This is a genomic window from Streptomyces sp. NPDC054765 (genome assembly GCF_053612065.1).
Map to the genome: position 1 here is coordinate 86,994 of NZ_JBSHBP010000018.1, position 12,993 is coordinate 99,986.

Annotated in this window: 10 protein-coding genes and 1 pseudogene; 7 read left to right on the forward strand and 4 right to left on the reverse strand. The window is 69.1% G+C overall.

Annotated features, from left to right (window positions below; genetic code table 11):
* Nucleotides 1-67 precede the first annotated feature (67 nt).
* From ACWGJY_RS14545 to ACWGJY_RS14555, 3 genes are all read right to left on the reverse strand, one after another.
* Nucleotides 68-946 carry a DUF4429 domain-containing protein gene (locus ACWGJY_RS14545; RefSeq protein WP_453261136.1) on the reverse strand — a complete coding sequence of 293 codons (879 nt, stop codon included), beginning with the start codon at nucleotides 944-946 and terminating at the stop codon, nucleotides 68-70.
* 208 nt (nucleotides 947-1,154) lie between these two features.
* Entirely contained in the window at nucleotides 1,155-2,369 is a 1,215-nt protein-coding gene (locus ACWGJY_RS14550; protein ID WP_453261137.1) for an alpha/beta hydrolase, read from the reverse strand.
* 190 nt (nucleotides 2,370-2,559) lie between these two features.
* On the reverse strand, nucleotides 2,560-3,213 hold the full coding sequence (locus tag ACWGJY_RS14555; protein ID WP_453261138.1) for a TetR/AcrR family transcriptional regulator: 654 nt from the start codon (nucleotides 3,211-3,213) through the stop codon (nucleotides 2,560-2,562).
* 115 nt (nucleotides 3,214-3,328) lie between these two features.
* Between ACWGJY_RS14555 and ACWGJY_RS14560 the strand changes: the two are divergent.
* Nucleotides 3,329-4,970: pseudogene (locus tag ACWGJY_RS14560) on the forward strand (MFS transporter); the annotation flags it as partial.
* A 452-nt stretch (nucleotides 4,971-5,422) separates the two neighbouring features.
* Nucleotides 5,423-5,836: a peptidase inhibitor family I36 protein gene (locus ACWGJY_RS14565; RefSeq protein ID WP_453261183.1), complete on the forward strand. Its 414-nt coding sequence runs from the start codon at nucleotides 5,423-5,425 to the stop codon at nucleotides 5,834-5,836.
* 128 nt (nucleotides 5,837-5,964) lie between these two features.
* Here the strand turns inward: ACWGJY_RS14565 and aceE are convergent, their stop codons facing one another.
* Nucleotides 5,965-8,697 (reverse strand): pyruvate dehydrogenase (acetyl-transferring), homodimeric type, encoded by a 2,733-nt coding sequence (aceE, locus tag ACWGJY_RS14570; protein ID WP_453261139.1) that lies wholly within the window; start codon nucleotides 8,695-8,697, stop codon nucleotides 5,965-5,967.
* A gap of 514 nt (nucleotides 8,698-9,211) precedes the next feature.
* On the opposite strand from aceE, the gene ACWGJY_RS14575 reads away from it, so the two are divergent.
* The 5 genes from ACWGJY_RS14575 to ACWGJY_RS14595 all read left to right on the forward strand — a co-directional run bounded on the left by ACWGJY_RS14575 (nucleotide 9,212) and on the right by ACWGJY_RS14595 (nucleotide 12,942).
* Nucleotides 9,212-9,643, forward strand: a complete 432-nt coding sequence (locus ACWGJY_RS14575) for a DUF3052 domain-containing protein (protein ID WP_030081424.1) — start codon at nucleotides 9,212-9,214, stop codon at nucleotides 9,641-9,643.
* A 148-nt stretch (nucleotides 9,644-9,791) separates the two neighbouring features.
* Entirely contained in the window at nucleotides 9,792-10,250 is a 459-nt protein-coding gene (locus ACWGJY_RS14580; RefSeq protein ID WP_453261140.1) for a peroxiredoxin, read from the forward strand.
* 176 nt (nucleotides 10,251-10,426) lie between these two features.
* Entirely contained in the window at nucleotides 10,427-11,002 is a 576-nt protein-coding gene (locus tag ACWGJY_RS14585) for a TerD family protein (protein WP_453261141.1), read from the forward strand.
* A 185-nt stretch (nucleotides 11,003-11,187) separates the two neighbouring features.
* Complete coding sequence (locus ACWGJY_RS14590; protein WP_453261142.1) at nucleotides 11,188-11,763, forward strand: TerD family protein; 576 nt, start codon at nucleotides 11,188-11,190, stop codon at nucleotides 11,761-11,763.
* A gap of 51 nt (nucleotides 11,764-11,814) precedes the next feature.
* Nucleotides 11,815-12,942 (forward strand): DUF475 domain-containing protein, encoded by a 1,128-nt coding sequence (locus ACWGJY_RS14595; RefSeq protein ID WP_453261143.1) that lies wholly within the window; start codon nucleotides 11,815-11,817, stop codon nucleotides 12,940-12,942.
* Nucleotides 12,943-12,993: the final 51 nt, after the last annotated feature.

Sequence of the window (12,993 nt, forward strand, 5' to 3'; positions counted from 1 at the left end):
GTATGAGTTCCCGGCTCCCGGTCCGGGCCCGCCACCACCCCGCCGCTTCCCGAAAGCTCCTGGACCCCTACAGCTCCGCCAGCAATTCGGCCTTTTTCGTGCTGAACTCGTCGTCGGTCAGCAGGCCGGCCCCGTGCAGCGCGCCGAGGTGCCGTATCCGGTCCGCGATATCGGCGGGATCCCGGCGCGCGTCCCCGGTCCGGCGGCGCGGTTCGCCCTCCGGCGTCTCCTGTGCCGGCTCGGCGGCGCGTACGGCCTGCAGCACCGCGGCAGCGAACGGCAGCGACTCGTGAACGGGGCCGTACCCCAGCCCGAACACCACCGCGGCCGGATCCTGGTCGGCCTCGCCCGTCCCCGGCTCGCGGGCGCCGCGCTCCAGCAGGCGCAGATAGCCGTTGAGGATCTCCGGCGACCGCCACTCGACCCCGGCCAGCTCCCCGACCGTGAAGGTCTGGTCGCCGCACTTCCACTTCGCCGACGACGCGCCCGTCCAAAACCACCGGAAGCCGACCGAATGCCCGTCGAAGGACGCCTTGCCGTCATACGCCTTGAAGTGCAGCGGGGGCTCCGGCGCGGCCACCAGGAGGCGGTCGGCGGGCTCCTTCGCGTCGGGGCCGAGCACCGTGCGCAGCTCGTCGGCGTAGTACCCGGCCAGCGTCTCGCGCTCGGCCGGCAGCACCAGCCGGTACGGATCGGCGTCCTCCTTGAGCTGCCCGTCGGCCGCTTCCATCAAAGGATCGGCGCCGGGCCGGGGCACGGCGTGCAGCACCACCGTGCCGCGTCTGCCCTCGGTCACCCCGACGGAGCTCAGCGCCTCGTACGGAATGCGTCGCTCGCCGAGCGCCTGGAACAGCTTCGGCCTGCGGATCCCCCGTTCGAAGCGGATGAGTACGGAGTCCGTGTCGAACTCCCAGACGGCATGAAAACCGGCCAGCACATCACCCATGCGACTCATCGTATGCGGGCGGTTGCCCGCCCGTCCCCCCTCCGGACAGCCCAGGGCGTCCGCCGGAGCCGCGGCGCGTCACCGCGGCCACCCGCTTCGTCCCGTGTCCCGTTGACGTCCGCGGGGCCGGATGTGGTTCCCGCGGGCCCGGCCCGTCCCCGGGCGCCGGGCCGTGCCCGCGGGAGCCGGTCACCGGGCCTGGCGGCCCTCAGACCTGGTCCGAGCTGCAGTGCGGGTCGTCGGAGGCGCAGGCCACCGTGCCGGTCGCGCCGACCCCGACCAGCGCGAAGTTGTGCAGGCTGCGGGTGCCCGGGGCGAAGTAGCCGGCGTGCCCGACGGCGCCTTCGGCGGACAGGATCCGGGAGCCGAAGGACGGATCGACCGGGTCGGCGCCGTGACCGAGCCCGCCGACCTCCAGGTAGGGCACGTCCTGGATCCAGTCGTCGGCGTCCCGCATGGCCCAGACGCGGGCGCGGGTGCCCAGCCCGGCGAGGCTGCCGGCCCGCATACCGGGGCTGCCGGCCACCGCGATGTCCTCGACATTGGACGGCAGCGTACGGGCGGCGACCCCGCACACCACGGACCCGTAGCTGTGGCAGAACAGCGAGACGGTGTCGGAGGAGGGCAGCGTGTCCACCAGGGCGCGCAGCCGGACCGCGCCGGCCTCGGCGAGCTGCCCGGTGGCGGCCTCGACGCCCATGCCGGCCGGTGAGGTGTAGTCGGCCCAGGCGATCACGGCGGTACGGGCGCCCGGCCGGGCCTGGCGCTCGGCGCCGTAGAGGGACTGCGCCATGCCGACGGGCGCGGTCGTCGCCCGCGCGGTGCGCTCGAAGGTGGACAGATTGGTGTCCACACCGGGCACCACGACCGAGACCCGGTGCGCCGCCGGGAGGTCGCCGAAGACCTCGGCGGCCCGGCCGCCGCCGGCCGGATCGAAGGCCAGGATCTGCCGGCCGGGACTCATCATCGACTCGAAGCGGTGCATCAGCTGGCCCGCTTCCTGGCGGCCGACGGGGGTGAGCCGGTGGTCGCCCATCCGCTGTTTCTCGATGCCGCGGGCGTCGTCGAGCGCCATCCGGTTGGCCTGGTAGCGCAGCTGCACGGGGGCGCCGTTCATATTGCCCACGACCAGCGGATAGCGGTCGGCGAGCTGCTGTTTCTCGGCGCGGCCGAGCGTGGCGAAGAAGGCCCGGAGCGTGGCCGGCGAACCGCCTGCGTCGGGCAGCGGGCGCCCGTGGAAGGTGGCGTGCTGCCAGGCCTTCTTGGCGGTGGCCAGCGGGTTGGCGTCTTCCTTGGTACCTCTGACGGCCGTCCAGCCGGTCAGGGCAAGCATCACGAACACCACCGCCAGGGCGAGCGCGGCACGCCAGACGGAGGACTGCAGGAAGCTGGAGGAGGGGCCGAGGCCCGGGAAGGAAGTCACCGCGAGCCACCCTAGGAGACGCGGCAGGCTGCCCGCTGTGACCGTGAGTGAGATCACGTTTCACGGTGGGTATTTCGACCAAACCGGACACTGATCGTCCATTTCCCGTGCTCAGCTGTGCAGATGCGGTCTCATGGGGCGCCCCGGAGTGATCGCGTAGAGATGGGTGCCCGTTACGGGGAGTACGGGGTCAGCCTTTCCGCCAGCCGTCGTCCATTGCCGGCCCGAGATGGTCCAGATAGGACCGGGTCAGCTCGCGGATGGACGCCACGCTGCAGTCCTGCCCCTCGCCCCACACCTTGCCCGCCACCCGCATCACCCCGCTGAATGCGGCGACCAGCACCCGCGGCCGCGGATCGGCGTCGACGTCCAGCCCCTCGCGCCGGGCGATCAGTCGCGCTATCTGCTCCTCCAGTTCGGAGGAGCGCCGCAGATGCGCGGCGACCAGCGCGGGCGTCGACTCGATCATTTGGTACGAGCGCATGTGCAGCTCCACCGGGATCACCGACGCGATGGCGCTGCCGATGTCGTCCCAGGCCACCATCACGGCGCTGCGCAGGGCGGTGAGCGGTGCCTCCGCCGCGGGGCGCGCCGTCAGCTCGTCGAGGAAGCGGGCCTCCACCATCTCCTGGACGGCGAAGGCGACGTCCTCCTTGTTGGCGAAGTAGCGGAAGTACGTCCGCTGGGAGACATTCACCGTCTCCGCGATCTCGTCGATCGTCGTCGCTTCGTACCCCTGCTCCGTGAACAGTTCGAGCGCCGCGCGGATCAGGGCGTCGCGGGTGCGCTGCTTCTTGCGTTCCCGTAGGCCCGTGGGTGCCGTATGCGGCGTCGGGGTCGCCATCCTGAGCCGCCTCTCCGTGGTGTTCTCGCTGCTCAGGTTACCTGTGAGCCAGATGACAGTTACCGACTCATGAATTGCTTTGTCAAATGTCAGCGGCTGACATTAGCCTTCTGGTATGAGTTCTCAGACCCCGGTCGCCGTCGCCGCGCCGGACCTTTCCGTACCGGAGCCCCCGAAGGGGCTGCGAGGCCATCCGTGGCTGACCCTCTTCTCCGTCGCCATCGGCGTCATGATGGTCGCCCTGGACGGCACGATCGTCGCCATCGCCAACCCGGCCATCAAGACCGACCTCGGCGCCTCGCTCGCCGACGTGCAGTGGATCACCAACGGCTACATGCTCGCGCTGGCCGTCTCGCTGATCACCGCGGGCAAGCTCGGTGACCGCTTCGGCCACCGCCAGACCTTCCTGATCGGCATCCTCGGCTTCGCCGCCGCCTCCGGCGCCATCGGGTTCTCCCACGAGGTCGCGCTGGTCATCGCCTTCCGCGTGCTGCAAGGCCTGTTCGGCGCGCTGCTGATGCCCGCCGCGCTGGGACTGCTGCGCGCCACCTTCCCGGCCGAGAAGCTCAATATGGCCATCGGCATCTGGGGCATGGTCATCGGTGCCTCCACCGCCGGCGGCCCGATAGTCGGCGGACTGCTGGTCGAGCACGTCAGCTGGCAGTCCGTGTTCTTCATCAATGTGCCGGTCGGTGTGCTGGCGCTGGTCCTCGGCCTGATGATCCTCAAGGACCACCGCGCGGTGAACGCCCCGCGCTCGTTCGACATCCCGGGCATCGTGCTGCTCTCCGGAGCGATGTTCTGCCTCATCTGGCCGCTGATCAAGGCCTCGGAGTGGGGCTGGGGCGACATGAAGACCTGGGGCTTCCTGATCGGCGCGGTGGTCCTCTTCGCGCTGTTCGCCGTCCTGGAGACCAAGGTCCGCGAACCGCTCATCCCGCTGCGGATGTTCCGCTCCCTGCCGCTGACCGCGGGCACGGCCTTGATGGTGCTGATGGCCTTCGCCTTCATGGGCGGCCTGTTCTTCGTGACGTTCTACCTCCAGAACGTCCACGGGATGTCCCCCGTCGACAGCGGTCTGCACCTCCTTCCGCTCACCGGCATGATGATCGTCGGCTCGCCGCTCGCCGGCGCCCTGATCACCAAGCTCGGCCCGCGCATCCCGCTGGTCGGCGGCATGGTGTTCACCGCCGTCGCCATGTACGGCATGTCCGGTCTCGACACCCACAGCAGCACCGGCCCGATGTCCCTCTGGTTCGCGCTGCTCGGCCTGGGCCTCGCGCCCGTCATGGTCGGCGCCACCGAGGTCATCGTGGGCAACGCCCCGCTGGAGCTGTCCGGCGTCGCCGGCGGTCTCCAGCAGGCCGCGATGCAGGTCGGCGGCAGTCTCGGTACGGCCGTGCTCGGCGCGGTGATGGCCTCCCGCGTGGACCACGACCTCCCGGGCAACTGGAAGTCGGCCGGCCTCCCGCCGGTCCCGCCCGCGCAGATGTCCCAGGCGTCCGACGCCGTCTCGGCCGGTATCGCGCCGGTTCCGAAGGGCACCCCGCCGGAGTTCGCCCAGAAGATCACCTCCGTCGCCCACGACACCTTTGTGTCCGGCATGGGCCTGGCCTTCACGGTTGCCTGCGGTGTGGCGGTTCTCGCCGCGGTCGTCGCCGTCTTCACCAAGCGCGGCGCGAACGCCGAGGCGGGCGCCGGCGTCGGTCACCTCTGACCGGCACCCCGCAGCACCCGGCGCGCGGCCCGGACGAGGCTTTTCCCCGTCCGGGCCGCGCGCCGTTGCGTGGTGGCGTCAGCGCCGGGCGTCAACCGGCCGCCCCCGGCTGTTTCCGGCCCCTCCCGCCCGGTGCCCGGCGGCAGTTGGCCCGGCTGCGGAGGGCCGAATCCCTCATCCGGATGAGCCGTCCCGGGAACCGGACCGGGCACCGGTCGCGTCCAGGGGTGGCGCGCACCCGCCGAACCCCGGCAGGCCGGGGGACGAATGGTTTCCGCAGCTGGTCCCGGTGGTCCGTCCCCCGTCAACGCCGTGCACCGTTGCCCCGCTCCGGGCGGCTCCTCTTGTCCACATACCTGATCCGGGTGGCGGCCCCGCCACGGCCTTGGCAACCGCACCGCACCCTCGCGAAGCTCGATGTGCAGCACCCGCCGCGGGCCGCCCGCCGCGGGCCGTCATCGTCCACTTCACGGGGGAGAGATTCCTGTGCGTCTGCGTCTGCGTACGTCCCACACCACCGCGCTCCTCACCGGCCTCGCCGCGCTCACCACGGCCCTCGCCGTCCCGCCCGCCCTCGGTACCCCTGCCGCGCAGGCAGCCACCGGCGGCCGCAGCACCGCCGCTTCGGGCGACTGTGCGGCAGGACAGCTGTGCCTGTGGCCGAAGGCCGGCTTCGGCGGCGAGCGGCGCACCTACGAGCTGTCCGACACCGACATCGAGAGCTGTGTCCCGCTGCCCGGGAAAGCCGGCGCCGCCGCGCTCGCCAACCGCACGGGCCGGCCGGTCACCACCTACCAGAGCGCGGAATGCGCCGAGACCGCCGAGTTCGACACCTACCCGGGCGGCGGCAGCTGGGTGCCCCGTTCCCCGTACCAGGTACGGGCGTTCAAGGTGTGGGAGCGCTGACGGGACCGGCCACGGGCCTCCCGGCAGGCACCCTCGTGCCGCGCCGCACACCGCCGCGCCCCCCGACCGGCGAAGGACGCTGGTCGGGGGGCGCGGCGGAAGGGATGCGGCAGCCGGCCGCGCGGAGGTCAGGCGTCGCCGCCGGCCTCACCCGCGTCGGCAGCCGTGACGTCCAGGAGCTGGTAGCGGTCGATCGCCTGCTTCAGCAGCGACCGGTCGACCTTGCCCTCCTTGGCGAGCTCGGTGAGCACGCTCAGCACGATGGACTGCACGTCGATGTGGAAGAAGCGACGGGCCGCGCCACGGGTGTCCGCGAAGCCGAAGCCATCGGCGCCCAGCGACTGGTACGTGCCGGGAACCCAGCGCGCGATCTGGTCGGGAACCGCCCGCATCCAGTCCGAGACCGCGACCTTCGGACCCTCGGCGCCCTGGAGCTTCTGCGTCACGTACGGGACGCGCTGCTCCTCCTCCGGGTGCAGAAGGTTGTGCTCCTCGATCTCCACCGCGTCGCGGCGCAGCTCGTTCCAGGAGGTCGCCGACCAGACATCGGCCTTGATGTTCCACTCGTCCGCCAGGATCTGCTGGGCCTCGACGGCCCAGGGCACCGCGACACCCGAGGCGAGGATCTGGGCGGCGTGCTCGCCCTTCTCCCCGGCCTTGATGCGGTGCAGACCCTTGAGGATGCCCTCGACATCGGCGTCGGCCGGCTCTGCCGGGTGCTGGATCGGCTCGTTGTAGACGGTCAGGTAGTAGAAGATGTCCTCGGCGTTCTCGCCGTACATCCTCCGCAGACCGTCCTTGACGATGTGCGCGATCTCGTAGCCGTAGGCCGGGTCGTAGGCGACACAGGCCGGGTTGGTCGACGCCAGCAGCTGGGAGTGGCCGTCGGCGTGCTGCAGGCCCTCGCCGGTCAGCGTCGTACGGCCGGCGGTGGCGCCGAGCACGAAGCCGCGCGCGAGCTGGTCGGCCATCTGCCAGAACTGGTCACCGGTGCGCTGGAACCCGAACATCGAGTAGAAGACATAGACCGGGATCAGCGGCTCGCCGTGCGTGGCGTAGGCGGAGCCCGCCGCGATCAGCGAGGCCGTGCAGCCCGCCTCGGTGATGCCGTCGTGCAGCATCTGGCCGGTTGGCGACTCCTTGTACGCGAGGAGCAGTTCGCGGTCGACCGACTCGTACTGCTGGCCCAGCGGGTTGTAGATCTTGGCCGACGGGAAGAACGCGTCCATGCCGAAGGTGCGGTACTCATCGGGCGCGATCGGCACGAAGCGCTTGCCGATCTCCTTGTCCCGCATCAGGTCCTTCAGGACACGGACGAACGCCATGGTCGTGGCGATCTTCTGCTGACCCGAGCCCTTCTTGGCACCCGCGTAGGCCTTGTCGTCCGGCAGCTGCAGCGGCTTGGCGCGCACGACCCGGGTGGGCACATAGCCCCCCAGCCCCTTGCGGCGGTCGTGCATGTACTGGATCTCTTCGGAGTTCCGGCCCGGGTGGTAGTACGGCGGCAGGCCGTCCTCCAGGTCCTTGTCCGGGATCGGCAGGTGCAGCCGGTCACGGAAGCCCTTGAGGTCCGCGACCGTCAGCTTCTTCATCTGGTGGGTCGCGTTGCGGCCCTCGAAGTTCGGGCCGAGCGTCCAGCCCTTGACGGTCTGCGCGAGGATCACCGTCGGCTGGCCCTTGTGGGCCTTGGCCGCCGCATACGCCGCGTAGATCTTCTTGTGGTCGTGACCACCGCGGCCCAGGTGCAGGATCTGGTCGTCGGTCATGCTCTCGACCATCGCGCGCAGCCGCTGGTCGTCACCGAAGAAGTGCTCGCGGATGTACGCGCCGGTCTCGGTGGCGTACGTCTGGAACTGACCGTCCGGCGTGCTGTTGAGCTTGTTGACCAGGATGCCGTCGCGGTCCTGCGCGAGCAGCGGGTCCCAGCTGCGGTCCCACACCAGCTTGATGACGTTCCAGCCGGCGCCGCGGAACTGCGACTCCAGCTCCTGCATGATCTTGCCGTTGCCGCGGACCGGGCCGTCGAGGCGCTGGAGGTTGCAGTTGACGACGAAGGTCAGGTTGTCCAGGCCCTCACGGGCGGCGATGGACAGCTGGCCGAGCGACTCGGGCTCGTCCATCTCGCCGTCACCGAGGTAGGCCCAGACGTGCGACTTGGAGGTGTCGGCGATACCGCGCGCCTCCATGTAGCGGTTCATCCGCGCCTGGTAGATCGCACCGAGCGGGCCGAGGCCCATCGAGACGGTCGGGAACTCCCAGAAGTCCGGCATCAGCCGCGGGTGCGGGTAGCTGGACAGACCGTCGGGAGCCTTGGACTTCTCCTGGCGGAAGGCGTCGAGCTGGGCCTCGGACAGCCGGTCCAGAAGGAACGCGCGGGCGTAGACACCCGGCGAGGCATGGCCCTGGAAGAAGATCTGGTCGCCGCCGTCGCCCTCGTCCTTGCCCCGGAAGAAGTGGTTGAAGCCCACGTCGTAGAGGGAGGCGGAGGAGGCGAAGGTCGCGATGTGGCCGCCGACGCCGATGCCCGGACGCTGGGCGCGCGAGACCATGACCGCGGCGTTCCACCGGGTCGCGTTCAGGACCTTGCGCTCGATCTCCTCGTTGCCCGGGAAGAACGGCTCGTCCTTGGTCGCGATGGTGTTCACGTAGTCCGAGCTGCGCATCTCGGGCACGGCCACCCGCTTCTCGCGCGCCCGCTCGATCAGGCGGAGCATGAGGTAGCGGGCACGTTCCCGGCCCCGCTCGTCGACGGCTGCGTCGAGCGAGTCAAGCCATTCCTGGGTCTCTTCGGGATCGAAGTCCGGGACCTGGCTGGGAAGGCCGCCAATGATGATCGGGTTTCGATCGGATCCGGAAGCCACGCTGTTCCTTCGTGTTCGGTTCGTGTCGTGCCCTGCAAGCTATTGATGCTGCGCACGGGACGAATGCTGTCTCTGCCTTGGTGTCGCGCCGTCTTCCATCGTGTACCGAGCCACAGGGATACGTCACCTCTACCGATGGGTAACCATCCGTAGACAGAGGGCGCTGAAAAGGCCGATTTCTCGGGTCGGCCAAATCGCAACCATACGCCCATGTCGAAAGTGCCTCGCGTACGGACGTGCGGCCCCCGAAAACGGTCCGGAGCCGGCCGCGGCCCCCCGAAGGGACGAGCCCCGCGCGAGTACCCGATAAACTTCACAGAAGGCTGTGGCGTGAATCACTTCAGCCTGTGCCGCTGGGGTCGTGCTTGCGGCGAGACGCGTCCAAACGTCACCGTTTCGGCGGTCTGGACCGCCGGGTACTTGCGCGATCCGTCCGGCCCGTGTGGACTACGCCCAATGCTCCGCGCACGCGCGGGGTCCCCGAGCATTTCCGAAACATGACAGGAGGCAATCCGTGAGCGCGACCGCGGACCACGCGGAGGAGCGGACCAACCCTGCCGCCAGGCTGGGGTTCGAGCCCGGACAGGTGGTCCAGGAGATCGGCTACGACGACGACGTCGATCAGGATCTCCGCGAAGGCATTGAGACCGTGATCGGCCAGGATCTCGTCGACGAGGACTACGACGACGTGTGTGACGTCGTTCTGCTGTGGTTCCGCGACGAGGACGGCGACCTCACGGACGCGCTGGTGGACGCCATCGGGCTGATCGACGAGGGCGGGCAGATCTGGCTGCTGACCCCGAAGACCGGCCGCGACGGTTACGTCGAGCCGAGCGACATCAATGAGGCCGCGCAGACCGCGGGTCTGTCCCAGACCAAGAGCATCAACGCGGGCAAGGACTGGGCCGGCAGCCGGCTGGTCACGCCCAAGGCCGGCAAGCGCTGAGCCGTATCGTCCCGGCATTCGCCACCGAGCCCTCTCCGCCCTGTTCCGGAGGGGGCTCGGCCCTGTTCAGGGCAGGTTCCCCGGACGTGCACCCCGGCGCGTAGGGTTGGCCGCGTCCTGTTGCGAGTGAGCGGAAGGGAAGCACCCCATGGCGATCGAGGTCGGCACGAAGGCTCCGGATTTCGAGCTGAAGAACCAGCACGGCGAACTGGTCAAGCTCTCCGCCTTCCGCGGTGAGAAGGCAGTCGTCCTCCTCTTCTACCCCTTCGCCTTCACCGGTGTCTGCACCGGCGAGCTCTGCGCGCTCCGTGACGAGCTGCCGAAGTTCGCCAACGACGACGTCCAGCTGCTGGCGGTTTCCAACGACTCCCCGTTCTCGCTGCGCGTCTTCGCCGAGCAGGAGGGGCTGGAGTACCCGCTGCTGTCGGACTTCTGGCCGCACGGCGAGGCCTCGCGGGCGTACGGCGTCTTCGACGAGGAGAAGGGCTGCGCGGTGCGCGGCACGTTCATCATCGACAAGGAAGGCGTGGTGCGCTGGACGGTCGTCAACGGCCTGCCCGACGCCCGCGACCTGAACGAGTACGTCAAGGCGCTCGACACCCTCTGAGGCGGCCGCACCCTCCCGGGGCCCCCTGCCTGCGCCCACCGGGCCGAATCCGTACGGATCCAGGTGCGATATCGGCAATCGGTGGGAACCGGTCACTAGGATCAATTCGTTGATCCGATGCCATGCACGATGGGGGCGCAGATCTTTACGTACCCCTCGAATCTATGGGAGGACTCGTGGGAGTCAGCCTCAGCAAGGGCGGCAACGTCTCGCTGACGAAGGAAGCCCCCAATCTGACCGCGGTCGTCGTCGGTCTGGGCTGGGATGCGCGTACGACCACCGGTACGGACTTCGACCTGGACGCCAGCGCCCTGCTGACGAACGACCAGGGCAAGGTGGCCAACGACCAGAACTTCGTGTTCTTCAACAACCTGAAGAGCCCGGACGGTTCGGTCGAGCACACCGGCGACAACATCACCGGTGAGGGTGAAGGCGACGACGAGCAGATCAAGGTGAATCTGGCCGCGGTGCCGGCCGATGTCTCCAAGATCGTTTTCCCGGTGTCGATCTACGACGCCGAGAACCGCCAGCAGAGCTTCGGCCAGGTCCGCAACGCCTTCATCCGCGTGGTCAACCAGGCCGACAACAACGAGCTGGCGCGCTACGACCTGAGCGAGGACGCCTCGACCGAGACCGCCATGGTCTTCGGCGAGCTGTACCGCAACGGCGCGGAGTGGAAGTTCCGGGCCATCGGCCAGGGCTACGCCTCCGGCCTGCGCGGCATCGCGCAGGACTTCGGCGTCAACGTCTGACCGCCGGGATCCGGCATCTGATCGTCAACGTCCGGACCGGGCAGCGATGCCGCAGTGGCTGTCCGGCCAAGAATGACCACGTCCGGCGCCGTACGCCCCCATGCGGGGAGTGCGGCGCCGGACGCGCTTGAAGACACGGGCCGGGCCGGGCACGGCCCGCACCGACACCGGGGAGGAAGCGAACGATGAGCGTCACGCTTGCCAAGGGGGGCAATGTCTCCCTGTCCAAGGCCGCGCCGGATCTCACGCAGATCATGGTCGGCCTCGGCTGGGACGCGCGGTCCACGACCGGAGCACCCTTCGATCTCGACGCCAGCGCGCTGCTGTGCCGGTCGGGCCGGGTGCTGGGGGACGAATACTTCGTCTTCTACAACAACCTCAAGAGCCCCGAGGGCTCCGTCGAGCACACCGGTGACAACCTCACCGGTGAGGGCGAGGGCGACGACGAGTCGGTCCTGGTGGATCTCTCGCAGGTGCCCGAGCAGGTCGACAAGATCGTCTTTCCGGTCTCGATCCACGAGGCCGAGGTGCGTGGCCAGAGCTTCGGCCAGGTCAGCAATGCCTTTATCCGCATCGTCAATCAGGCCGACGGCAGTGAACTCGCCCGCTACGACCTCAGCGAGGACGCCTCCGGCGAAACCGCGATGATCTTCGGTGAGGTGTACCGCTACCTCGGCGAATGGAAGTTCCGGGCGGTGGGGCAGGGGTACGCGTCGGGTCTGCGGGGCATCGCTCTAGACTTCGGGGTCAACGTTTCGTAAAGCGCCGCGCGCTGCGCGCGGGGGACCCCTACAGCGAGGGATTGGGTAGCAGTGCTCCTGAAAACCTTTGGCTGGTCGTTCGCCATCACGGTGGTCGGCCTCGCCTTGGCGGGCGTGCTCTGGGGGTGGCAGGGGCTCGCGATTGTCGGGATCCTGTCCGTCCTGGAGATCTCGCTCTCGTTCGACAATGCCGTCATCAACGCCGGCATCCTGCGCAAGATGAACGCCTTCTGGCAGAAGATCTTTCTCACCTTCGGCATCCTCATCGCCGTGTTCGGCATGCGGCTGGTGTTCCCGGTCGTCATTGTCGCGATCACCGCGAAGCTGGGACCGATCGAGGCGGTCAACCTCGCCATCAACGACAAGGCGCATTACCAGGAACTGGTCACCAGCGCCCACCCCGCCATCGCGGCCTTCGGCGGGATCTTCCTGCTGATGATCTTCCTCGACTTCATATTCGAGGAGCGCGACTACAAGTGGCTGCTGTGGATCGAGAAGCCCATGGCCAAGATGGGCAAGCTCGACATGCTGTCCGTCATCGTCGCGCTGGTGGTCCTGCTGGTCAGCTCGATGACGGTGGCCACCGCCGCCGCGCACGGCGCCGGTGACAAGACCGCCACGGTGCTGCTGTCCGGCGTCGCGGGCCTCATCACCTATCTCGTCGTCGCCGGCATCTCCGGCTATTTCGAGGACAAGCTGGAGGACGAGGACGACGAGAGCGAGGAGACCGGGGCGGCTCCTGCGACGAAGGGCACCGGCGCGGCCGTGGGCCTGGCCGGCAAGGCCGCGTTCTTCATGTTCCTCTACCTCGAGGTCATCGACGCGTCCTTCTCCTTCGACGGCGTCATCGGCGCCTTCGCCATCACCAACGACATCTTCATGATGGCGCTGGGTCTGGGCATCGGCGCGATGTACATCCGCTCGCTGACGGTCTTCCTGGTCCGCAAGGGGACCCTCGACGACTATGTCTACCTGGAGCACGGCGCGCACTACGCGATCGGCGCGCTGGCCGTCATCCTGCTCGCCACGATCAAGTACGAGATCCCCGAGGTCGTCACCGGCCTGGTGGGCATCGCGCTGATCGGTCTCTCCTTCGCCTCGTCCGTGATCCGGAACCGGCGCGAGGGCAAACCGGGGGATACCGCGGGAACGACGTCGGAAGTCACGTCCGGAGTGTGACGCGACGCTGATTGAGGAACGCTCTCTGCGGGGCGGCCCGGGGTGCGGACC